Raw genomic sequence first — 23,453 nt, forward strand, 5'->3', positions numbered from 1 at the left:
TTTGTGGATAAAAGTTTCGGTTTTTTTATCAAAAATCGTATGTAATAGATAAAAGATGCTTAAAATACGATATATAGCTTATCATACTAAAAAGAAAACCATATGAAATTCGACATAATTCCGCGTAATTTGTCATTTTTTTAAAAAACTAAAGGGTAATTGGTGTTCGAAGGAAACAGAAAATGTTATGATAGAACAAGGATGTGCTCTTACAAAAAACAGCTACATACATAATAAAAAATACAGCGTTTGTTTGCAAAATAAAAATGGACAAACACATGGTGTTTAACCAAGGATGTTTGTGGGAAAATAAACTAAGTATTTTCAACAAAAAGTAAATTAAATTGTGTTTTCACTTATAAAAAACACGGTAAATTGGAAAAGGTGGGGTCATGATGGACGTAGAAAATACACAAGGTACAGAAGAACAAGCACCTAAAGTCAAAGCAGCTAAAGTTGGCGATACGATTCAGCCAAAAAAAGGCGACTATAAAGGATTTAAAGGAATTGTTATGGTAGTGCGAGACAATTCGGTTATCGTAGATTTTGGGAAAGATGCTGAAACCGGCGAATCCATGAAAACAGTCGTTAATCATAAAAACTATAAAATCGTAAAAAAGTAGGTGAATAACCTACTTTTTTTTACTGAATATATGTTTAAAGACTGCGATCTTTCTATCAGAAATCTTAGAAAAGAGCGTAGGTAAAGCAATTCTTTGAGAAGAAGAATGTTTTTTAGTAAACTATAGAAAGTATGCAGAAAGAAAGGATTTTTGTTATGTCAATTCAACTATCACAATTATCATTACCACAAGAGGTTCTTTCGCTTTTAGCGAATCGTAAATATGAAAATTTGTCAGATGCTGATCAGCTATTAATTGGAAAAGGCGGCTATACAGCAGAAGAAGCAGATATTTTAGAAGATGCCATTATTGCCTTGTCACTAGGGAAAAACGTACTCTTAAAAGGGCCAACAGGTTCAGGGAAAACAAAGCTGGCTGAAACGCTGTCGCATTTATTTTCTCAGCCGATGCATAGCGTTAACTGCTCGGTTGACTTAGATGCAGAAGCGCTGCTTGGTTTTAAAACAATTGCTGAACAAGAAGGAAAAACAGGTATTGAGTTTGTGGAAGGACCTGTTATTCAGGCAATGAAAAAAGGCCATTTACTATATATTGATGAAATTAACATGGCTAAACCTGAAACGCTTCCTATTTTAAACGGGGTTCTTGATTACCGAAAAATGATTACGAACCCATTCACTGGAGATGTAGTACGCGGTCAGCAAACGTTCGGCGTAGTAGCGGCTATTAATGAGGGGTATGTTGGTACTGTTCCATTAAACGAAGCGTTAAAAAATCGTTTTGTTGTTATTGAAGTGCCATATATTCAAGGAGGCAGCTTAAAGCAAGTTCTGATGTCTCAGTCTCAGTTAAAAGACGAAAAATTAATTGATAAATTTGTCACGCTCTCTGCAGATTTAATTACTCAAGTTCAAAGCGGCCATGTATCAGAAGAAGCTGCGTCTATTCGTGCGCTTATCGATACGTGTGATTTAGCTCTTTATATGCCGCCTCTTCGCGCGATTAAACGCGGTATTATTGAAAAGCTAGAAGATGAAAGGGAAAAAGCCGCCATTCAAAATATTGCTGAAACATTATTTGAGTAAGGAGTGGCGCTATGCGATTTATTAAATTTAACGACAAAAATGTAGATTCCTTTCTCTATATGGAGCTGGCAGATTTAACGAAAACATTAACAAAAAATGATGAAATTGAAGTAGAGTATCGTGTTTCTTCTTATTATGATCCTGTACACGGCATTATTTATCTCAGTCACTTTTGGGATAACCGTCCAGAAGAAGACAAAGTGTACGGCTTAAAAAGTGATGTGTTTTTAAGAAGTATTGGAAGCTATAAGCAATCAAACTTCAAAGAAATTAATGCATATTTAAAGAAAATAAATAAAACCTCGGTACCTAGCTTAGCTAAGCAGCTGTTTATGCTGTTTGAAGATATTCGTTTAGAAGAAGTATGCAAACGCGAACGTCCTGGAACGAAAAAAGCCTTCGCTGTCAGAAGACAGCTTTACAGAAAATATTTTGCTACACAAATGAGCGCAAATTTAACAAAAAGCGTGTATACGGATGCACTTTTTAACGGCATCTACTTGCTATTGACGGCCGAAAATCCATTTGAAGAAATTCCTTCAATGAGTGAATCGATTAATTTAGCGATGCCTTTTATTCGCAGACAGCTAACAAATGTATATGAAGCTAAAACAACAAAAGATGTATCGCGCATCTGTCTTGAACTTGTAGATGTTTTTGATGATATTATTGAAAAAGATATGCTTAATACTTATTTCTTCTTGGCTGAACTTCAGTATGATCAGTTAGAAGAAGGGTTAACATTTGAAGATTTAAAACGCAAAGATTCATTAGTGAACGATGATATTTTAGAGCATGAAAAAGACGGAGATGAAGACATTCACGAAGAGAAAATGGAAATGTGGCATCGTGAGACAAGCGAAGCGACGCAAAGTTTTCTACAGTTTGATATGGATCAAGGCTCGAAAACAGACATGCTAGGCGATGGTGTTCGTGAAGGCGACGATGGAGATCAAGCAATGGGCATGGTGCAAGGGTCTTCTCAAAAAACATCGCGGAACGATTATTCTCAAATCGAAGCCATGGAGCAAACGCATCCGGAAAAAGACGGGGAAGCGGATTATGAGTATGGCAAAGAAAATAAGCATGCCTATGCTGTTTTTATAGATTCTAAACTTCCGAACGACGATCACGTTGTTCAGTATGATGAGAATAAAAAAATTATTGCATCGTATCAAAAGAAATTAAAGCAAATGATTGAAAAAACGCTTGAACATAAAAAAACCCTTCCTAGAAGCGAGCTGCACTTTGGCCGATTAAATAAAAAGCTTCTAAAACTATGGACAGATGACAATCCTCGTTTGTTTTATAAAAAAGATGAAGATTCTGCGCAAATTGATGCTGTCTTTTCTCTTTTAGTTGATTGTTCCGCATCAATGTACGACAAAATGGATGAAACGAAGCTTGGGATTACGCTATTTCATGAAGCGTTAAAGTCTGTTATGGTGCCTCATCAAATTGTAGGGTTTTGGGAAGATACAAATGATGCCACCGAAACGAGCCAGCCTAACTACCTGCAGACGGTTATGGACTTTCAAGCATCGTTAAAGCGTAAAAGCGGTCCTGAAATTATGCAGCTTGAGCCTGAAGAAGACAACCGTGATGGATTTGCCATTCGCCATATGACACGCCGCTTGCTTCAGCGTTCTGAACAGCAGAAGTTTTTACTTGTGTTTTCAGACGGTGAACCAGCCGCTATGGGATATGAACAAAATGGTATTGTAGATACGCACGAAGCGGTATTAGAAGCACGCAAGCACGGAATTGAAGTCATCAACGTCTTTTTATCCAATGGGGAAATTGATGAAGGACAAAAGAAAACCATTCAAAATATGTACGGGAAATATAGTATTTTAGTACCAAACATCGAAGAACTTCCCGATGTGCTATTTCCTTTACTCAAGAAATTACTTCATAAAAGCATTTAAAAAAGTCGAAGCATATTGCTTCGACTTTTTTTGCTATTGACCGTTAAAGAAGAGCGAGGTAAGTTAAATATATATATATAAGAGAGAAGGAATGGCAAGTGGAAGGAGTTCAAACGTCATCTAAAAGAGCATGGGGGCTGCTGCTTGTAATCATTGGTGCCACAATGTGGGGAGTATCTGGCACGGTGGCTCAATATTTATTTCAGCATAAAAGTTTTAACGCAGAATGGCTGGTCGTCGTTCGTATGTTAGTATCCGGATTATTGCTTTTGGCAATAGCTTCTAAGCAGCGCAATATTTTTGCAATTTGGAAAACAAAAGAAGAGAGGACTTCGCTGCTTTTGTTTGGTGTAATCGGTATGCTCGGCGTGCAGTATACATATTTTGCAGCTATTGAAGCAGGAAACGCTGCTACAGCTACAGTGCTTCAATATACGTCGCCAATATTTATTATTGGCTATTTAGCTGTGCAAGCAAGAAAGTGGCCGGTGAAAGTAGAAATGATTTCTGTTGTGCTCGTCATAACGGGGACCTTTTTTCTTGCAACAAGCGGAAATTTTAACGAGCTGTCTATTACAGGATGGGCGCTGTTTTGGGGGATTGGGGCAGCTGTGACGTCTGCTTTTTATACGCTTCAGCCTAAACGCCTTCTTGCGAAATGGAGCTCAATTGAAGTAGTAGGCTGGGGAATGGTGATAGGCGGCGTAAGTTTTTCATTTATTCACCCGCCGTGGCATATAGCAGGTGAGTGGTCGCTATTGTCTCTGTGTGCGGTGTTATTTGTAATCATCTTCGGAACGCTCATTGCATTTTATTGCTATTTGGAAAGCTTGAAGCATATTAGCGCTTCTGAAGCCATTGTTCTTGCGTCAGCAGAGCCTTTATCAGCAGCGGCGCTCTCTGTTCTATGGCTTCATGTGACCTTTGGATGGACGGAGTGGTTAGGTACGATTCTTATTATCGCTACGGTATTTTTACTTTCTCAGCGAAAGCCAGAGGTGACATCATAAGTAAAAAGGACTTTCAAATGAAAGTCCTTTTTACTTTTATAGAGGTTTTAACATAAACGTGTTTGTATACGAGCGGTTAGCATATAGTGTGTAATCAGGATGTGTTTTAGCTCCCCAGCTGTCGTCTCCGCCAACGCCCATTTGCTTGTAGTTAACCCGCACTGTTACTGAATCGCTTGACGGTAATTTGTAAAAATGATCGTAAGCCTCCAGTTCAAAAGGCGAGTAAGGCAAAGCATTCAGCTCGACTGTTGGCAAACCTTTTATCAAAAAGCCGCGTCCTTGATCGTTTGTAATAGTGGCCCATCGAACGTCCGTTTTATTTCCGCATTCTTGAGGGCGTAAATACGGTGTAACTTGCTCTTTTACACTGCCTTTATGAAGGGCCAGCTTAGCGCCAGTTTTACGGTCCCAATAATTTTCATGAGGTCCTCTTCCGTACCACGTTAAAGAATCAAAAGCTGCATTCATCGTAAACAGCATGCCGATTTCAGGAATTTCAGGCATTGTCTCAGAAAGTGCTAAAGATTGTTCAATCTTCATTCCACCATCGTTATATAGCGTATACGTTACATAGCAAGAAGCAAGAGAGTTGTCTAAAGCTAGTTCAACCGAAATGATCACAAAGTCAATTTGCGGCTGATGAACACTTATTTTTTGCACATGCTGCTCTAAGCTTGCTTGACGCCACATTTGACATCTTTCATGCAGTTTATTCCCGAGGTCATTATCGGTTACTGCACGCCAAAAATTCGGATGGAAACCCGACGCAAGCAGCTCGGTGTGCTCATAGTTGTAAGAAATAAACTGTCCTTTTCGCTTATCAAAAATAGCCGTGAAGTTAGTTCCTGTAACCGTAAGCGTTTGTTCATTTTGGTCAACGGTTAAAGCAGGATGAGCAGCTTTTACTGAAGGTACAGCGGTTTTGGCAGGCAGTACAAACTGTTCGTATGCCACTTCATATCCAGCTGAAGCCCAAGCTGTATCTTTGGACAATCTGAGAGAAAGAGTTAAAACAAATTCATCAGCTTCATTTTCTTGCTCATAAAGAGGATAAGAAAGCGTCAGTTCTTCTGTACCATCAGGAGCTACATTTAAAAGAGACGCATGCTTTTCAACGAGTTCACCGTTTTTTTCAACAGTCCAAACAAAATCATAGGCGTTCAAGTTTGTAAACAAGTGTTTGTTTTGAACGGCAAACTTTCCTTTTGCAGCGTCGACTGCTGTCCACTTTACGGGCTGATAGCATTTTTTTACTTCTGCAATTTTTGGGCTAGCTGTCCCATCAGCAAAGATTAAGCCGTTTCCGCAGAAGTTGCCATCGTTAGGCGTATCCCCAAAATCTCCGCCGTAAGCTAAGTAAGAAGTACCGTCTTCAGCTGTTGTTTGAAGAGCTTGATCTTTCCAGTCCCATATAAAACCTCCTTGCAAGATTGGATATTGATCAAACAGATCCCAGTATTTATACAGATTTCCGCAAGAATTACCCATCGCATGGCTGTATTCGCACAAAATGTAAGGTTTTTTCGGATTCATTAGTGCATAGCGCTCTACATCTGCTGGCTTAACGTACATCGTGCTTTCTATATCAGAAGCATCATAGTCACGATGATAGAAGATTCCTTCGTAATGAACAATTCGTGTAGAATCTTTTTCTTTAAAAAAGGTATACATATGCTGAAAGTTTTCTCCGCCAAATGATTCGTTTCCAAGCGACCAAATAATGATAGAAGGGTGGTTTTTGTCACGTTCGTACATGGAACGACAGCGATCTAATACGTTTTCTTTCCATTCTGGCTTGCTTCCTGGAACGGCTTTTTGCTCACCTTCTTGTAAATAAGTCCACGTTCCGTGCGTTTCTAAATTGGTTTCATCAATAACGTACAGTCCGTATTCATCACATAGTTCATACCATACTGAATCGTTAGGATAATGGGATGTACGCACGGCGTTAATATTATGCTGTTTCATCAGTAAAATGTCGTGAAGCATGTCTTCGCGCGTGATGCCTGCCCGGCCTTTTACTGAATCAAATTCGTGGCGATTCACTCCTCGAAGTACAATACGTTTGCCGTTGATTGTCATGAGACCGTTCTTTAGTTCAAACGTACGGAAGCCGACTTTACAGCTTTCTGTTTCGATAATAGAACCAGCAGAATTCTTTAAGCTGAGTACAAGCGTATACAAATTAGGACTTTCTGCGCTCCATTTTGCAGGGCTTTTAATATGTGTATGCAAGGAGACTGTACGTTGATCGCTCACACTTAAATTTGTTTGCAGCGGAGCTTGTAGTACTTCTTGGCCATTCGCGTCATACAGCATGGCTTCAAATGTTAGACCTTGAGTATCGTGCTCAAAGTAATTTAAAATATCAGCTGAAACGATAAGTTCACCATCTTGGTAGTTGTTATCAAGCGACGAACGAACGCTAAAGTCATAGATGTGAACCGGTGGAGTAGAATAGAGATACACATCTCGGAAGATGCCGCTCATTCGCCAAAAATCTTGGTCTTCAAGCCAGCTTGCGTCACTCCAGCGATATACTTCTACTGCTATCGTATTTTCACCTTCTTGAAGGTAAGAAGTTATATCAAATTCAGCTGGAGTAAAGCTGTCTTCGCTGTATCCAACAAACTCACCGTTAATCCATACGTAAAAAGCAGATTCGACGCCTTGGAAGCTGACGTACACCGGCTGATCTTTCCATTCTGATTTAGGTGTAAAAGTACGTGCGTACTGACCTACAGGATTATATTTAGTCGGTGCAAAAGGAGGTTCGAGCTCTTCGTTTTCAACCCAAGGGTATGTCACGTTTGTATATTGAGGATAGTCATATCCTTGCAGCTGCCAGTGTGAAGGAACTGAAATAGAGTCCCATTTCTCATATGAAAACTCAGGAGCGAAAAAATTTTTGACGCGGCCATCTGCATTTTCAGCAAAATGAAAATACCAGCTGCCATTTAAGCTTTGATAGTAAACAGAAGATTTTCTATCATTTTTTAAGGACTCTTCGACTGTTTGATAAGGCATGAGTAAAGCGTGTGCTTTTGAACGGTTCAATTGAAAAATTTCAGGGTTGTTATTCCATTCAGGGTATCCGTTTGCAGGTGCTGTATAATTAAATTTCTTGCCGGTTTTTAACATGTCGATCCCTCATTTCTAAAGTACTAGGTTATTAGTTTATATGAAAATGATAACGTTTTCTAAAAACCTTATCAATCTAATTATTTTCATGATAATATAACTATATTCACATAAAAAGGGGGAAATAATGTGGACCGTATGTACTTTCCAGCTCTTTCAGATGAAGATATGAAACTGCCATTCTATGTTACAAGCGCTGGAAGCTGGAGGCATCAAACGCATATTAAACGTCAGGGAGAGTTTCCTGATTATCAATGGATTCAATGTATAAAAGGTAGAGGCGAGCTTCGGGTAAATGACGAGGTTTATATTATAAAAGAAAATGAAGGGATGTTTCTGGCGCCGCACGTTCCGCACGAATACTACCCCGTTACAAGCGAATGGCAAGTATGCTGGGTTTCTTTTAACGGAAGTGTGATTGATGATATCATGCTTTCTCTTCAATTTATTAATTCGGGAAAAATCGTCCTTACAAATGCCGAAAGTCTTTACAGGATGCTTCAAGAACTAATGAATCGATTAGAAGAAAATCATACCTCTAGCACCATGCAGTGCTCTGAACTACTATATAGCGTCATTTTAAAACTTCGCCAAGACAGCATATATATAGAAAGTAAAAGTCGCCTGCAGCAAATTACTCAGCTAAACCCAGTCCTTCGTTATATCGAGGAATATTATCATCAGCCGTTAACGCTACAAGTACTGGCGCAGCAGCTCAACGTAACGGAGCAGTATACGTGTTTGCTTTTTCAACAATCTCTTGGCATCCGGCCATTTGAATACGTAACGCGCGTGCGGATTCAAAAAGCAAAGAAACTGCTGCTTAAAAACAACCAAATCTCTGTACAAGATATAGCAAGACAAGTAGGGTATGAACATCCAAGCTATTTTATCAAGCGGTTTAAAGAACAGGAAAACGTTACCCCAACTGTTTTTCGGAAAATGTATTTTTCATAAGGTACATACATGAATTTTATTTAGAATATAAGACCTACCTAGGATACTAGTTATTTCATATGATTTTTAAAAAAGAATTTAAATATAGTTTTAAGTGAAAACGGGGAGGAAAAGTAGAGAGAAGAAACAAAAAGGAGGGATAAACGTGTTTGGGTTAAATGATCTTCCAAAGTTTGTGTGGTCATTCTGTCTTGTATTGCCACTTGTATCATTTATTCATCAGCTGGGGCATTCCGTCATGGCAATTATTTTCGGAGGGAAGGTCGATTTTACTATTGGTCGAGGAAAAACGATTCTTAAAATGGGGAAGTTTAAAATTAAGTCAGTCTATTTTTTAGACTCGTTTTGTAAATATGAAAATCTTAAGAATGACAGCCGCATTTCTCATGCAGTGGTATATGCAGGTGGTGTACTGTTTAATTTGCTTACTATTTTTATAATGAATGGATTAATTATGGCTAATATTCTACCTGAAGATATATTTTGTTATCAATTTGTTTATTTTTCAGTCTATTATGTTATTTTCTCACTGCTGCCAATTCAATATACAGAGACATCTGCAAGTGATGGACGTGCTATATATAACGTATTACGGTACGGGAAAACGTGTGATCCAGATTAAAGGGCTGTGTGTAGCAGCCTTTTTTGGTGCGTTTTTTCTGGTTCATTTAAATAAAAAAAGGAAAACTTTACGAAAAGAAAATAGTAGCGGATAATAAAGATAGTAGATGTTGGAATGTAAGAAAGGAGAGGATTCATACGATTATTGAGACAGAACGAATGACGCTGCGAGCCATGGCTGAAAGCGATGCAGGAAATTTACTGAAAATCTTTGAGGATGCTGAAGCAATGAAGTATTATTCTTCTACTAAAAGCGAACAAGACACACGCCGCTGGATTCAATGGATGAAGCAGCATTATCAAACGTACGGCATTAGCATGTGGATCGCTGAGGATAAACAGAAAGGAGAGTTTCTAGGGCAGTGCGGCATGGTTCTTCAAAAAGTAGACGGAAAGGTAGATCCAGAACTTGGTTATTTATTTTTACGCAGCCGCTGGGGGAAAGGCTATGCGAGTGAAGCAGCAAAAGCTTGCTTAGATTATGGACTTCATACGCTGAAACTTCAGAAAATTATATCATTGATAGATCCTGACAATTACCCATCGATTAAAGTGGCTGAAAGAATTGGCATGAAAAAAGAAAAGCAAGTTAACAAATGGGACAAATCATTATTCTTTTATAGTATATATGATGAAAAATGAGAGTATAGGAGTGGTAGCATGATCAAAATTAAGAACGTTTCGGTAAAACGAGCAGAAAAAGAAATTTTAAAAAACGTGTCGTGGTTAGTGGAAAAAGGGGAACATTGGTGTTTACTTGGGTTAAATGGTTCCGGAAAAACGACGCTTTTAAATATAATCAACGGATATATCTGGCCTACAAAAGGTAAAGTAGAAGTTCTTTCAAGGAAATTTGGAGAAACAAATCTGTCTGAGCTCAGAAAAGAAATTGGATGGGTAAGTTCTTCGCTTCAGCAGCGGTTTCGAGATGACGATACGGTTTTAGAAATGATTTTAAGCGGCAAATTTGCATCTATTGGTTTATATGAACAAGTGGAGCAAAAAGATATGAACCAAGCCATAGAATTAATGCAGCTGCTAAATTGCGAAGATTTACAAAATCAGGCGTACGGAACACTTTCTCAAGGAGAGCGCCAGCGAGTGCTAATTGCCCGAGCTCTTATGGCTTCACCAAAGCTTTTAATACTTGATGAGCCATGTACAGGTCTAGATATAATGGCCCGAGAACAGCTTCTTCAGCTGATTGCAAAAATGGCAGAGCAGCCAAAAGCGCCTACGCTTATTTATGTTACTCACCATGTAGAAGAAATTTTGCCTTGCTTTACCCATACGCTTTGTATGCGCCAAGGAGAAGTGTTTTCTTCTGGAAAAACGAAAGACCAGCTCACTGAGCCGCATCTTTCTAAATTTTTTAATCACGCCGTAGAGATTCAGCAGCAGAAGGAACGCACTTGGCTGTCATTAAAAGAACCGGTAAAAAGCTGAGCTAGCGTCGAGAAACCTTCTTATATACCATGGGAAAAAGAGCGCTGCTTGCAATGGAAGCAAGCTCATTGTGGAGATAATGTTTACATGCTACATAAATAGTGGTGCTGCAAATAATATCAATTAGTAAAAAAGCAGCAATGTCATGTTTATCAATGGTTACAAATACAAAAGAAGAGGAATCATAAGCTGTCATCGTTGGCTCCTTTGGTTATATCGTTATGTTACTTTATTCACAAAAGGCTTGGGCTATACGAACTTTTAAAGAAGTAAGATGATGACAGCTGATTCTCTTTTCTACAGCTGATAATATTCTTGTTCGAGTATACTCATGATAATATCTGTCTGAAATACTTCTTCAATAAAAGCGCCTTCACGCTCTATTCCTTCTTTTACAAAACCGCATTTTTCATAACAAGCAATGGCTCTATGGTTGTACTCAAGCACTCGTAAATCGACTCTGTGCAAGTGAAGGTGTTCAAATGCGTACGCAAGTACCAATTTTGTAACTTCAGTGCCGAGCCCTTGATTCCAAACGGAAGAATCAAATAAACCAATTGCATACCGTGCGCGCCGGTCGTACTCGTTAACGGTCAGCCGGGCCTCTCCAACAAATCGCTGCTCATATTCAATACACCAATTCAGCTTTTGAGACTTTATGTAATCGACGTGCCGCTTGGCATCTTGTAATGTAAGAGGTTTTAAGTTTCGGGTATCGCCTCCGTACATGCGAATAAGTTCTTTTGTTTGTTTGCATGCTTGATAGTCATTTACATCGCTGTCTTTTGGTTTTCTTAGTATCACATTTTTTCCTTTTAAAAGTGGTGAAACATTATTCATTTGATGCATCCTTTCTTTCCTAACATTTAAAAAGGTATTCCACTTGTTTCCTAAAAAACCTGCTTTTATGTATAAAAAGAAATTCAGACATAACTATGTCCATCGAATCTTAAAACAAACAAATGGGATCAATGCGCTAGTATGGAGTGCTGGTTATACCGCGGTTGATTTCCGTGCAAGACTTGGCTTTCCGCAGGCGGCCGATGAGATTCCTCGCCGCGAGCGCTCCTGCGGGGACTCATCTATTCCGCTTTTCCCGCAGGAGCCTTAGTCTTGGCTTTCCATTAACTGCTCTACATACATGAAGCCTACGTTCACCCTACAAATGAAAAAATCCGAACGAGTTGGATTCTCAAGCAAGAATCTCGATTCATCGTTCGGATATTCCTTCAGCTAAACCACTTTTGTCCCAGCCTCTTTACAAAGAATGTTTTTTTGCGTAGTGGGCAAGTGCAAGAAGAGGAAAAATATCATTGTAGCTGTGGTACTGAATATAAAATTGTCCAGGAAGACCAATTCCCGTAGGGTAATGAGTTTGCTGCTCTGTAAGATTTGGATTCAGTAAAAATTTAATTCCTTTTTCAACGGCTCGATCTTTTAACGGACATATTGTCATTAAAGCATCGAGAGCCCAAGCCGTTTGAGAAGGGGTGCTAAACGATAGTGGCACATATTTTTTTAAAGAAGCGCTATAGCATGATTCTCCGAATCCACCGTCTTCTTGTTGAATGCTTTTGAGCCAGTTGATAGCTTTGATGATACGCGGATCAGAAGCAGAAACCCCTACAGCACGGAGTCCTGTAATAGCGGCCCACGTTCCGTAAATATAGCAAACTCCCCACCGGCCGTACCAGCTCCCGTTATCCAATTGATGATCAAACAGCCATTTTACTGCGGCTTTAATTGAAGGGTGGGATTTATTCATACCAGCAAAGTTTCCGAGGCACTCAAGCACTCGACCGGTTAAATCGGCAGTAGCCGGATCCGTCGCTGCATCTTTTGCATTTTCAAGCGGAAGATAAGTAAATAAAATAGAGTCGGTATTTTTTTCAAATGCAGCAAAACCCCCGTCTTTATTTTGCATGGACAGCAGCCAGTTAATGCCTCTTTGCCAAGACTCCAAATAATCTGTATCGGTTTGCGCTCTTCTAGAAAGAGCTCTGATAGCAGCAGACGTATCGTCTAAGTCAGGGTTATTCGTATTAATATCGGAAAACCCCCAGCCTCCAGGTGCTGTATTTGGGTTATGAAACTGCCAATCTCCAAGCTTTGTATGCTGTCTTTTCTTTAAGTAGCGAGTTGTGCCTTTAATCATGGGATCTTGCTGCGGTACACCTGCTTCTTGTAGAGCGTAAGAGAGCAGCGCGGTATCCCAAACGGTTGACGTGGAGTTTTCTACGTGCACGTGGCCGCTGCATGTACTAAGTAGTGAACAAATCCCGTCAATGGCTTTTTCGATCACAAATGAATCTTTTTTATAGCCAAGAGCCAAAAGACCGTAAATCATAAAAAAAGTAGAGGTGGCGTAGCTGTAGAGTGTTCCATCTTTTTCAATTCTTTCTAGCATGTAACGCTCCGCTGCTTGATAACCAAGCTTGTGGATGTAAGAAGGTAAAGAAGCCAGCTGTTTTAAATGGTCGACTAAAAAAATAGAAGCGCGTGATTCTTGAGTAGTTTCCTCAGATTCCTGTTTCTGTTCTCTTACATCTAAATGAGAAAGAGAAGGTGTATGCCTAGAAGTAAGTGAAAATTTTTTGTTTCCTGCTACCATCATCGGAACGAAGTGAATTCTGGCATAGGTGCTTAATTCATAAAAGTTAAGCGGTACATAGGTAGGCACGAGCAAAAGAGAAAGCGGGAGGTAAAATAGCTTTGGCCACTCGTATAAGCCGTTAACAGAAAGCATCCATCTTGTGAGAAAATGAGCGCGCGAAATGCCTCCCGAATCTATAATATATCTTTCTGCTTTTCGCAAGATCCGGTCGTTTTTTTGGTAATAGCCTGAATATAAAAGAGCTGTATAAGCTTGAATAGTGGCGGATAAGTTATGTTCTTCATCATCAAACAACGTCCACAGACCATCTTCATTTTGAAGGGAAACAATCCGTTCGGTTAATTGTTTAATCAACACTTCTTTATCTAAATCAAAGGTGCGAAGAAGCATAATTAAAAACGCATCAGGCATAACGCCTGTTTCAAAACAGTAGCGAAATGACCCGTCATTTTTTTGTGTTGGGCGCAGATAGGCGATTCTTCGCTGAATCTCTAGCTGAACTTCCTTTAGCAATATGATCACCTCTTATGATAATGCTTTTCAATCTTTCGACCTGTTTCTTTATAACTGTATTCAAAGGAAGAGAGTTCTATGAGAGGAGAAAGTTGCAAAGAATAGAGCGCTTGCTGCACAATAAAGGTACTGGAAAATTGGAGTGATAGAAGTGAAAGAAATACAGGTAGAAGTCATTCAAGGACGAGGCTCTTACCGAGAGCTTGGTGAAATGCAAGGGAAATTCCATAAAGGAACAAAGCTGTTTGAAAATCATCAAAAAAGAAGAAAACGTTCATTACGAAGCTATCAAACGATAGCAAAAGAAGCTCGTCATTATTACGACTTATTTGCTCCCGGACTGTGGGATGAGCTAGTGGGCTTAGCAGAAGGCTTAGATTGGCCTCTTGAAGACGTTATTCATGAGTACAGCGGGTATCAGCAAGAGTGGAAGAAAACGGGATGTTCGGCTCTTATGCAGCACGGCGTGTATGTGAGAAACTACGATTATCATCCTAAAACGTACGAAGGTCGATTTTTGCTTTTTCAGCCAAATGAAGGATATGCAAGCGTCGGATTTGGAACGAGAATGATTGGGCGAATGGATGGAATGAATGAAAAAGGACTGGCAATTGGCTATCATTTTGTTAATCGCCGCCGTCAAACAAACGGATTTATTTGCTGTACGCTCGCTCGGTTTATTTTAGAAACATGTGAAACGACAGAAGAGGCTGTTGCTATTTTAGAAAGAGCACCGCATCGTCATGCGTTTAATTATTCCATTTATGACCGCAGCGGACAGGGAGCAGTAGTCGAAGCATCTGGACGAGGCGTTCATGTACAAAGAGGGACGATGATGGGGTGTACGAACCATTTTAATCAGCTAATCGAAGAAAATCGTCATCATTTGGTAGAGTCAAAGGAAAGGCTCGATCATATTCGAGATCATATTGAAAAAAAACTATCGCCTCTTAAAGCTTTTTCTTTATTTAATGAAGATGAATACGGTATTTTTAAAGAAGATTACCGGAATTCTGCTGGAACGCTTCATACAGTAGCATATGTACCGGAGACGCTGCAAGTTATTGTGGGGATTGGACGAAAAGCAAAGCCTCTCATTTTCTCGTTTGAAGATTGGGTGAAAGGAGAACAATTAACTATAACGAAAATAAAAGGAACGGTAAATACAGATGAACCATTTCCGTTTCAGTAAGGAGCAGCATAATGAGAATTGTAACGAATCAAGAGATGTATCAAGTAGATGATTATATGATGAATACAATTGGGATGAGTGAAGAGTCCCTTATGGAAAATGCCGGGCAGGCTGCTGCAAACGCGCTGAGTGAGCGAATCAAAAAACATGAAAACATAGGGCTGCTTATAGGAACGGGAAACAATGGAGGAGACGGCTTTGTTATTGCCCGTGCTTTGAAGTCAAAAGGCTATGAAGTTGACGTCTGGGTAGTTCCTGCACGGGAAAAAATAAAAGGTGCGGCTAAAAAAGCCATGATTATCTATGAAAATGCTGGGTTCACGTGGCAATCGGCGGAAGATAACTTCTCTGTAAAAAAGTATACGGTGATTATTGACTGTCTACTAGGGATAGGAGTAAAAGGCAGCATCAAATCTCCTTACGATGATATTATAAAAAAAATAAACGACTCTAAGGCTTACATATACAGCATCGATGTCCCAAGTGGAGTAATGGAACAGAAGCAAGAGCTTACGGTACGTGCAGATGCTACGATTACGCTTCAGCAGCCGAAAATCACGGCATTTACATACCCGAGTAAAGAAAGTTACGGTGAATTGATTGTAGTAGATATTGGCATCCCGCCGCTAGCAATTGAAAAAAGTTCATCTCTTAAGGAGGTATGGTCAACTCAGCATATTAAACAATCTTTTCCCATTCGAAACGCTTCGTCCAATAAAGGTACACACGGAAAAGGAATCGTAATAGGAGGTTCACTCCAAACACCTGGAGCGCCGATGTTAACGTCAAAAGCAGCGCTCACAAGCGGAGCAGGGCTTTTAACGCTTGCGCTTCCGAGCGATATTCATGCGATTGCAGCTGCTCACATGTTGGAAGTGATGTATAAACCATGTCCAAGCAAAGATGGCTTTTTTGCAGGCGAGATTCCTTTAGAAGAAGGGAAGTATGATGCAATTGCAGTCGGACCAGGGCTTGGGAGAACGAAGGAAACGAAGAAAGTCGTCGAACAAGTGCTTCACCAGCCGGTTTCTGTTGTGGTGGACGCCGATGGTCTTTTTCATCTTCCCCATTTAGAAACAGAAGTAAAAGAAAGAGAACATGCAACGATTTTAACACCTCATCCGGGAGAAATGGCAAGGCTCGTGGACACAACTATCGCCGAAGTAGAAGCAAATCGCTTTTCAATATCTAGGCAATACGCAGTAGAAAATGGTGTGTACCTTGTATTAAAAGGTCCAAATACGATTGTTACAACACCGGACGGAAAACAATACGTAAATACCACTGGAAACGCGGGACTTGCAAAAGGCGGAACGGGTGACACGTTAACAGGGATCATCCTCGCTTTTATTATGCAGCATGATTCTCTTCAAGAAGCAATCAGTAATGCGGTATATGTTCACGGAAAAGCAGCGGATGTGCTGCTCGATCAGGGGCATACAATGATGGATATGTTAGCAAGCGACGTTATTTCTGCACTGCCGGCAGTCTTAGGTCAGCTGAGTGAGAAGTAATTTCTTCTAGATTATTAAAATTTGTTGACAAAATCCTTCAAAAAGTTGTCAAAACTCTTTGTAAATGATAACGTTATTTTACGTAAGATTTTACATAGAAAGAAAGTGATGTTGTGTACTACTCAATGAGACCAAGAGGCATTCATTTAGCTGTGCCTACACTTTTCTTCCTTATCACAGTCGTGTTATTTGCGATGATGCAGTTTGGTTTTTATTTGGATTCCAGCATTCTTCGTAAAATTTGGGTCATCGTTATGGCTTTATTGCCCATTGCTGGACTAATCACGGCTGTTAAAGGTAGAAGAGGAAGCGCAAAGCCGTGGTTAATTATAGGGAACGTGATTCTTATTTTAACCGTTACAATAATGAGCGTACAGGCTATTATTTACTAAACAAAAAAACGTGTTCGCCAAATAGGCGGACACGTTTTTATTAGGAAAGAGAAACGATTTGCTTGGTTACATAGACAGCTTCTCCTGCGATTACCACACCATACGTATTCTCTTTTTTTGTAATTTCTACATGAACGAAGCCATCTCTATCTATTTCCTGTCCTTGCTCAATCACAAATTGCCAGCGGTCGTTATCTTGCTGGTCCACATATCTTGCATAATAGGCGCCCATTACGCCTGATGCTGTTCCAGTTACAGCGTCTTCTACCGTACCTGAAAATGGTGAAGAGAAATGTCTTCCGTGCATATCGGCTTCTGAGTGAATCGTTTCAAAACAAAAGGGATGAATAGATGCTTTTGGCATATCTGTTAAAATATGAGGGAAATCTTCTTGATTAGGCTTCATCTTTTTACAGGCATCCAAATTTTTTAAAGGTACAATAAGCGTCCAGTTCCCTGTACTTCCATATACAATAGGAAGTCTTTGATCAAGGTCATCAATATGAAGATTAAGAGCTTTTGCCAGTTTTTCTTTTGAACCTGAAAACGGATGAAACTGCGGAGAAGCTTGACTCATGGTGATAACAGGTTGTCCATTTCTATTCTGTACAGTCATCGGCAAAATTCCAGCATTTGTTTCCACTGTAAATGTAGTCTTTTGAAGTTTGTTTTCACTATGTAAAGCATAAAGAGAAGCGACGGTTGCATGACCGCACAAATCTGCTTCTTGTCCGGGCGTAAAGTATCGAATTCGTAAATCAGCACGCGAAGAGTCCATGATAAAAGCAGTTTCGTTAAACTGTGCTTGATAAGCAATTCTCTGCATTTCTTCAGCTGAAAAATCATCTCCGTTAAACACAATTCCTGCAGGGTTTCCTTTATTAGGGCGCGTGCTGAACGCATCGTATTGATAAACAATCGCTTCTTTCATAGAAATTACCTCCATTTTTATATCATTATATGAAAGCTATAACCATCGTTATTAAATGATCGGCTATTAAAATAGTGAAATACCTGAACGTTAGAATAAAAAAACAGCAGTTTTTACCTGCTGCTTTTCACTTCGCAAAACTATTCTTGCATCGCGGCATTTATTCCTTCTTTTCTAATTTCTAGCATATGAGTAGCTTTTTTATCAATATCTTTAGCTGTATCGGAAGAAATGACGCCTATGCTGCTTAAGTCATAGGCAAGACTTGTAACAAGCAGTTGCTCTCTTTGTGCTAGTGTGCCGTATGTAAGTGCAGCGGTTTTAGCTTGAATGCCACTCATATTTAATTCATCAGTAGAAGAAGCTGCTTCTTTTTTTGCGGCTATTGCTTCTTGATAAAGAGAATCATATCCTCCAAACCCCACTTGGGCAATTAGAAAGTTATAAATATCATCGGCCGATTTTTTAGAAGGCTGAGAAAAAGCTCTTTGAAATTTATTGCGCGGTAAAAAGTTTAGTGCCGCTTGCCTGCCGTCTTCATAAATTTTTTCTTATATTTCTTTAGTAGCTTTTTCGTCGCTTTTTTTCTGCGCTGCATCTAGCTGCTTGCGATATTTTTGAATAATGACTCCGTCCTGCTGATTGTTTCCCTCTTTGAAAGTAGCTGCGGCTTGTGGAACATCTGACGTTGCTAGAGTCTCAGCAGCGTTCTCTGAAGAAGAAAAGAACGTATTTTTGACAAAAATAAGTGCAAAGATCAGCAAAACAAACCATAAAAACCTGAATTTCTTAAACAAAATGTTCACCTCTGTATAATATTTCTAAATTATGTAAAACAACATGGACCAGTATACAACAATTTTAGTGTTTTTTACATATTTACCCAAAAATAGGAAAATAGTAAGAGGTAGTTTTATTAATCTAATAGATATATAGGTTCAATGTTATGGTTCTAAAGAAACCATTAATCTATTTGTACTGATTCAAATAATCGAATATGTTTTTGCTAATAAGGCTTAAAGTGACAAGAATAAAAAGCGTTCGGACGTACGTCACGCCTTTTGATAGAGCGACATTTGATCCGACAAAAGAACCCAAGATCATCGCAAACCCCATAATTAATCCGTAAGAAAATACAACAGAATCAAAATATAAAAATACAAGTAAAGCACCTAAATTACTGCCGAAATTTAAAAATTTTGCGCTGCCTGCTGACTGCAGGAAATCAAATCCCATAAATAAAAAAGCAAATAAAATAAATGAACCTGTGCCTGCTCCTAAAAATCCATCGTAAAAGCCAATAATAAAAATAAGTACGGTAAAGAAAATAAGTTTCTTAATAGACAGTGGCTTATACGTAGACGTGGTACCCCAGTTTTTTTTGAAAATCGTATAAATAGCGACCAAAACAAGGAGAATTAAAATAACCGGTTTCAAAAAAGCAGAGGATAGAAAATGAACGGTGATTGAACCTCCTAAAGAACCAATAAATACAAAAGGAAACCATTTACCTACGACGCGAAAATCGACTTTTCCGGATTTGACAAATCGAATGGTACTCGTTAATACGCCCATCGTTCCGGCTAATTTATTTGTAGCTAAGGCAGCAGCGGGAGGCAGACCTAAAAATAAAAGGGCAGGCGTTGAAATTAAACCGCCTCCGCCAACTACAGAGTCAATGAATGCGGCTAAAAAACCAAATAGTAAAAGCAAAAGAACAATCTGTAAACTTAATTCTTCCATAAAGCACCTTCCTCATGTCATAATATATAGTGACTACTTAAATAGTAACTATATAAAAAGCAGTTGTAAATATGTAAATGATGAAAATTTCAAATAACTTAAAAAACAGGGAGGTTTCCTTTATGGAAAATATTATTCAGCAGCTGCAGTCGCTTGGATTTAATCAGTATGAATCAAAAGTATACGTGACGCTTGTCAAAAAAAGATCTTCCACTGCTTATAGCATTAGTAAACATTCAGGTGTGCCAAGAGCGCGTGTATACGATATTTTACAAACACTAGAGGAAAAAGGCATGGTGTTAAAAGAAGAGAGTAATGATGGCACCCAGTACACGTCGCTGCCCGTCGATGCTTTTTTGCATTCGCTGCAAAAAAAATGGAACGAAACGTATGAAGACGTTAGCGAAACGCTTAAACGTCTTGAAGCTGCAGAGTCTGTAGAAGAAAGCCGGGTTATGACGATGAAAGGAGAAAGAGCCATTCTTGCTTTTTGTGAGTCGCTATTGTTAAAAGCAAAAAATAAAATTGTCATCTCGCTTTGGCCCGATATTTATAATGAGTTGAAGCCTCTTTTATTACAGCTAAGGGAGAGTATTACACTAAAAGGAATTGTGTTTGAACAAGATGAAGCGATGGAGGAATTTGACCGGCACCGTCATACAAGCTATACCGAAAACATTGGGAATCAAAACTGGTTTATTATATCTGTTGACAGCAGTGAAATGATTTATGGTCATAAAGAAATGGCGTACTATACAAATAACGCAGTCAACATTAATTTACTTGAAAATTATATTTGGCATGATATTCTCGTTAACAGACTTGTAGAAAAAAGTGATAGAGAAATGGACAGGTGGATCGAAAGGGAAAGAGAAAGTTTTTTTGCGTAGAAAAGAGACTTAGACATAACGAAATCACTTCCATCGAAAGACGAACAAACGGGATAAATGATCTAGTATGAATGGCTTGTTACATCGCAGTTAATTTCAGTGCAAGGCTTCGCTTTCCGCGGGCGGCCGATGAGCCTCCTCGTCGCTTACGCGCCTGTGGGGTCTCATCTGTTCCGCTTTTCCCGCAGGACTCTTCGCCTTGCCCTCCAATTAACTGCTGGAAGCAGCCACCATGCACGAAAGCTACGTTCACCTTACCAACAGAAAAATCCGAACAAAGTTGATGCTCCATTAAGAGTCTCGAGTCCTCGTTCGGATCTTCCTTCAATTAAAATATTTTTGTTACAGGCTCTTTATATTAAAAGGTTTGGGCAAGTTTTTTTGCTTCTGCTATTCCTTTTTCTTTAATTTCTTGGGCTTTATCTGGCATTGCGTTATGCCCTTCCACAAAAATGCCGTCTAACGAAGGTACTCCGAAGAAATTCATCATAATCCCAATATAACGATGCCCCATTTCCATATCAGCTGCAGGACCTTCAGAATAAATGCCTCCGCGTGCTTGAATATGAAGCGCTTTTTTATCCGTTAATAGCCCTATAGGACCTTCTGCCGTGTATTTAAATGACTTACCCGCTACGGCTACAGAGTCTAAATAGGCTTTCATAACCGGCGGAAACGAAAAGTTCCACATAGGCGTTACAAAAACATATTTGTCCGCTGCTACAAACTGTTCGCTCAATTCTGCAAGGCGATTGACCTTTTCCTGTTCATGAGAAGAGAGTTCCGAACCAGACTGAAGTTTGCCCCAGCCGCTAAATACATCCGCATCGATATGAGGGATATTTTCTTTATAAAGGTCAATATGTACAACTTCGTCACTTGAATTATGCTCCTTGTAAGCATCGATAAATGCTTTTCCAGTTGCCATACTGAATGATTGAGACTCATCATGAGGATGAGCTGTAATATAAAGTACTTTTGCCACGTCTTATCATCTCTTTCTTGTTTGAAATAATGTACTGTCTTATCGTTATCACTCCTATAAAAAACTATACGCGCTTTGTCAGATAAGCTAAAAAAGAGCGCAAGAAAGGGATGTCTATATAGAAAATAATGGTATAATAAATGTTTGGATATTTACTTAACAAGTATGTCTAACAGAAGTAAATAAGAGGTGTCGAGATGAAAGAAAAATGGATAATCGTTACGGGTGCAGGTTCTGGAATTGGTAAAGAAATTGTAAAAGAGTGTATGTCGAAGGGCTGGGCTATTCAGTTATTGCTTGTGATATTAATGATGAAGCTTTGAGACAGCTAGCTGAAGATACAAAGGGCCATATTGAAACGTATGTAGTAGATGTTAAAAAAGGAAAGAATGTAAAAGATCTTTTTTATCAAATAAAAGATAAAAGTTTGTATGGGTTGGTTAATAATGCGGGCGTGTATTTAGGGAAAAATTTATTGGATTATGAAGAAAACGAAATAGATTTTGTGATGGATATTAATATTAAAGGATATGTTTATTTCTCCAAGTACTTTGGCGAATTGTTAATGAAAAAGGAGATAGAAGGAGCGATTATTAATATATCGTCGGTGTCAGGAATGGAAGGAAGCTCCGATGCTATATATGGAATGTCTAAAGCAGCAATACTAGGATTAACCAAGAGCTGTGCGATGAATTTTTCTCCTTATATCCGGGTGAATGCCGTAGCACCTACAATGGTAAATACCGATATGATGAAAAAAATTCCAGAGTGGCGCAAAAATGAATACATCGCGCATCAGCTGATTCCAAGCTTTGTTACGCCTCAAGACGTGGCAGATACGGTTCTTTTTTTACTGAGCCCTCAAGCAAAACATTATACAGGAGCCACCTTTGATTTAAATAGCGGATGTTATTTACGATAAATTATCTTTTAAACGAGTAAACGAGGTTGGACAAAAATATTTTAGTTAAAGGTAAATTCGAATGATCAATCGATATTATTGACTGACCATTCGGATTTTTTACTGTTATTATGGACGTTGGTTTCACCGCTTTTAGCTGTTGATTGGAGGGCAAGATGAAGACTCCTGCGGGAAAAGCGGAATAGGTGAGACCCCGCAGAAAGCGAAGTCTTGCACGGAAATCAACAGCGGTGTCAAGAGCAATCCATATGAGTTTATTAATCCGATTTGCTCGTCTTTAGATTGGGTTAATTCCGTTATGTCCCATCCTCCTTTTTGTTTTCTTAAGAATTCTTAAGAAATTTACTTAACGTTTCTTTAGATTTTTTTTCTATTCTAGAAAGAAAGAGTAGAAAGAAGGAATAGAAAATGAATTTAGCTTTTATGTATCAATATTTTCACCAGCCGCGAACGGTAGGAGCACTTTTGCCAAGCTCTACGCACTTAGCGAAAAAAATAGTAAAAGGGATTGATTTTGAACATGCAGCCTGTATAGTAGAGTACGGGCCGGGAACAGGAGTTTTTACCCGTGAATTAATAAGAAGACGAAGCGCTCGTACAACTTTGCTTCTTATCGAATACAACCGGCATTTTTACGAAAAAGTAAAGGAACAAGTAAGAGATGAAAAAAATGTGTATGTGATACACGGATCCGCTGAAAATGTTCAAAAGTACTTGATACAGTATGATATTCCAAAAGTAGATTACATATTATCAGGTCTTCCTTTTGCTTCTTTGACGTCTGAAGTGTCGGGCTGTATTTTGCAAAACACGCGAAGTGTATTAGCTGATGAAGGGAAATTTATTACGTTTCAGTATACGAATTTTAAAAAAGAGTTGATCCGCACGTTTTTCCCGCAGATTGAAGCGGAAAAAGAGTGGAGAAACGTTCCTCCCGCATACATTTTCACATGCGAAAAGAATGAGATATAAGGAGTTTGTA

The 23,453-nt window shown here is 39.1% G+C and carries 24 protein-coding genes and 1 pseudogene; 15 read left to right on the forward strand and 10 right to left on the reverse strand.

The genetic code is table 11. From position 1 onward, the window contains the following. The first annotated feature begins 392 nt into the window (after positions 1 to 392). The 4 genes from Q5794_RS11450 (at position 393) to Q5794_RS11465 (ending at position 4,607) form a co-directional block, all read left to right on the forward strand. Positions 393 to 623, forward strand: coding sequence for a YkvS family protein (locus tag Q5794_RS11450; protein ID WP_013056869.1), 231 nt, complete (start codon positions 393 to 395; stop codon positions 621 to 623). A 131-nt stretch (positions 624 to 754) separates the two neighbouring features. Then, positions 755 to 1,669, forward strand: coding sequence for an AAA family ATPase (locus tag Q5794_RS11455; RefSeq protein ID WP_013056870.1), 915 nt, complete (start codon positions 755 to 757; stop codon positions 1,667 to 1,669). An 11-nt stretch (positions 1,670 to 1,680) separates the two neighbouring features. Further along, a complete protein-coding gene (locus tag Q5794_RS11460) occupies positions 1,681 to 3,597 on the forward strand; it encodes a nitric oxide reductase activation protein NorD (RefSeq protein WP_214987097.1) in 1,917 nt (638 codons plus the stop codon). A gap of 98 nt (positions 3,598 to 3,695) precedes the next feature. Beyond that, on the forward strand, positions 3,696 to 4,607 hold the full coding sequence (locus Q5794_RS11465; RefSeq protein ID WP_214987096.1) for a DMT family transporter: 912 nt from the start codon (positions 3,696 to 3,698) through the stop codon (positions 4,605 to 4,607). A gap of 36 nt (positions 4,608 to 4,643) precedes the next feature. Here the strand turns inward: Q5794_RS11465 and Q5794_RS11470 are convergent, their stop codons facing one another. Then, the gene (locus tag Q5794_RS11470; protein ID WP_214987095.1) at positions 4,644 to 7,751 is read right to left on the reverse strand and encodes a glycoside hydrolase family 2 TIM barrel-domain containing protein; all 3,108 of its coding nucleotides are present in this window, start codon (positions 7,749 to 7,751) and stop codon (positions 4,644 to 4,646) included. A 138-nt stretch (positions 7,752 to 7,889) separates the two neighbouring features. Between Q5794_RS11470 and Q5794_RS11475 the strand changes: the two genes are divergently transcribed. From Q5794_RS11475 to Q5794_RS11490, 4 genes are all read left to right on the forward strand, one after another. After that, a complete protein-coding gene (locus Q5794_RS11475) occupies positions 7,890 to 8,708 on the forward strand; it encodes an AraC family transcriptional regulator (RefSeq protein WP_226897647.1) in 819 nt (272 codons plus the stop codon). A 145-nt stretch (positions 8,709 to 8,853) separates the two neighbouring features. Further along, complete coding sequence (locus Q5794_RS11480; protein ID WP_144645086.1) at positions 8,854 to 9,330, forward strand: site-2 protease family protein; 477 nt, start codon at positions 8,854 to 8,856, stop codon at positions 9,328 to 9,330. A 158-nt stretch (positions 9,331 to 9,488) separates the two neighbouring features. After that, entirely contained in the window at positions 9,489 to 9,971 is a 483-nt protein-coding gene (locus Q5794_RS11485) for a GNAT family N-acetyltransferase (RefSeq protein ID WP_214987094.1), read from the forward strand. An 18-nt stretch (positions 9,972 to 9,989) separates the two neighbouring features. Then, positions 9,990 to 10,775, forward strand: a complete 786-nt coding sequence (locus Q5794_RS11490) for an ABC transporter ATP-binding protein (protein WP_192997331.1) — start codon at positions 9,990 to 9,992, stop codon at positions 10,773 to 10,775. A gap of 1 nt (position 10,776) precedes the next feature. Here the strand turns inward: Q5794_RS11490 and Q5794_RS11495 are convergent, their stop codons facing one another. After that, a complete protein-coding gene (locus Q5794_RS11495; protein WP_029714651.1) occupies positions 10,777 to 10,971 on the reverse strand; it encodes a hypothetical protein in 195 nt (64 codons plus the stop codon). A gap of 101 nt (positions 10,972 to 11,072) precedes the next feature. Further along, a complete protein-coding gene (locus Q5794_RS11500) occupies positions 11,073 to 11,615 on the reverse strand; it encodes a GNAT family N-acetyltransferase (RefSeq protein ID WP_214987092.1) in 543 nt (180 codons plus the stop codon). Positions 11,616 to 11,658: 43 nt separating this feature from the next. Between Q5794_RS11500 and Q5794_RS11505 the strand changes: the two genes are divergently transcribed. Continuing rightward, a complete protein-coding gene (locus tag Q5794_RS11505; protein ID WP_374989110.1) occupies positions 11,659 to 11,886 on the forward strand; it encodes a hypothetical protein in 228 nt (75 codons plus the stop codon). A 147-nt stretch (positions 11,887 to 12,033) separates the two neighbouring features. Here the strand turns inward: Q5794_RS11505 and Q5794_RS11510 are convergent, their stop codons facing one another. Further along, a complete protein-coding gene (locus Q5794_RS11510; RefSeq protein ID WP_192997335.1) occupies positions 12,034 to 13,911 on the reverse strand; it encodes a prenyltransferase/squalene oxidase repeat-containing protein in 1,878 nt (625 codons plus the stop codon). 142 nt (positions 13,912 to 14,053) lie between these two features. On the opposite strand from Q5794_RS11510, the gene Q5794_RS11515 reads away from it, so the two are divergent. From Q5794_RS11515 to Q5794_RS11525, 3 genes are all read left to right on the forward strand, one after another. Further along, a complete protein-coding gene (locus tag Q5794_RS11515) occupies positions 14,054 to 15,094 on the forward strand; it encodes a C45 family autoproteolytic acyltransferase/hydolase (protein WP_374989111.1) in 1,041 nt (346 codons plus the stop codon). A gap of 11 nt (positions 15,095 to 15,105) precedes the next feature. After that, positions 15,106 to 16,608, forward strand: coding sequence for an NAD(P)H-hydrate dehydratase (locus Q5794_RS11520; protein ID WP_214987090.1), 1,503 nt, complete (start codon positions 15,106 to 15,108; stop codon positions 16,606 to 16,608). A gap of 113 nt (positions 16,609 to 16,721) precedes the next feature. Beyond that, on the forward strand, positions 16,722 to 17,000 hold the full coding sequence (locus tag Q5794_RS11525) for a hypothetical protein (RefSeq protein WP_311590515.1): 279 nt from the start codon (positions 16,722 to 16,724) through the stop codon (positions 16,998 to 17,000). Between the two features lie 40 nt (positions 17,001 to 17,040). Here the strand turns inward: Q5794_RS11525 and Q5794_RS11530 are convergent, their stop codons facing one another. The 4 genes from Q5794_RS11530 to Q5794_RS11545 form a co-directional block, all read right to left on the reverse strand. Next, positions 17,041 to 17,931, reverse strand: coding sequence for a PhzF family phenazine biosynthesis isomerase (locus Q5794_RS11530; RefSeq protein WP_214987089.1), 891 nt, complete (start codon positions 17,929 to 17,931; stop codon positions 17,041 to 17,043). 140 nt (positions 17,932 to 18,071) lie between these two features. Beyond that, positions 18,072 to 18,356, reverse strand: coding sequence for a hypothetical protein (locus tag Q5794_RS11535; RefSeq protein ID WP_251034112.1), 285 nt, complete (start codon positions 18,354 to 18,356; stop codon positions 18,072 to 18,074). A gap of 126 nt (positions 18,357 to 18,482) precedes the next feature. Beyond that, on the reverse strand, positions 18,483 to 18,728 hold the full coding sequence (locus Q5794_RS11540) for a hypothetical protein (RefSeq protein ID WP_251034111.1): 246 nt from the start codon (positions 18,726 to 18,728) through the stop codon (positions 18,483 to 18,485). A 172-nt stretch (positions 18,729 to 18,900) separates the two neighbouring features. Then, positions 18,901 to 19,674, reverse strand: a complete 774-nt coding sequence (locus Q5794_RS11545; RefSeq protein ID WP_214987088.1) for a TSUP family transporter — start codon at positions 19,672 to 19,674, stop codon at positions 18,901 to 18,903. A 122-nt stretch (positions 19,675 to 19,796) separates the two neighbouring features. Between Q5794_RS11545 and Q5794_RS11550 the strand changes: the two genes are divergently transcribed. Then, positions 19,797 to 20,564 carry a TrmB family transcriptional regulator gene (locus Q5794_RS11550; protein WP_374989112.1) on the forward strand — a complete coding sequence of 256 codons (768 nt, stop codon included), beginning with the start codon at positions 19,797 to 19,799 and terminating at the stop codon, positions 20,562 to 20,564. Between the two features lie 79 nt (positions 20,565 to 20,643). Here the strand turns inward: Q5794_RS11550 and Q5794_RS11555 are convergent, their stop codons facing one another. Beyond that, entirely contained in the window at positions 20,644 to 20,856 is a 213-nt protein-coding gene (locus Q5794_RS11555) for a hypothetical protein (RefSeq protein ID WP_049817100.1), read from the reverse strand. Positions 20,857 to 20,922: 66 nt separating this feature from the next. Then, positions 20,923 to 21,549 carry an FMN-dependent NADH-azoreductase gene (locus Q5794_RS11560; protein ID WP_029714642.1) on the reverse strand — a complete coding sequence of 209 codons (627 nt, stop codon included), beginning with the start codon at positions 21,547 to 21,549 and terminating at the stop codon, positions 20,923 to 20,925. 197 nt (positions 21,550 to 21,746) lie between these two features. Here Q5794_RS11560 and Q5794_RS11565 point away from each other — a divergent pair. Further along, positions 21,747 to 22,471 (forward strand): annotated as a pseudogene (locus tag Q5794_RS11565) (SDR family NAD(P)-dependent oxidoreductase). Positions 22,472 to 22,879: 408 nt separating this feature from the next. Continuing rightward, the gene (locus Q5794_RS11570; RefSeq protein WP_192997339.1) at positions 22,880 to 23,443 is read left to right on the forward strand and encodes a class I SAM-dependent methyltransferase; all 564 of its coding nucleotides are present in this window, start codon (positions 22,880 to 22,882) and stop codon (positions 23,441 to 23,443) included. The last annotated feature ends 10 nt before the right edge of the window (positions 23,444 to 23,453 follow it).

Source organism: Priestia megaterium, assembly GCF_041941685.1.
Classification (GTDB): Bacteria; Bacillota; Bacilli; order Bacillales; family Bacillaceae_H; genus Priestia; species Priestia megaterium_C.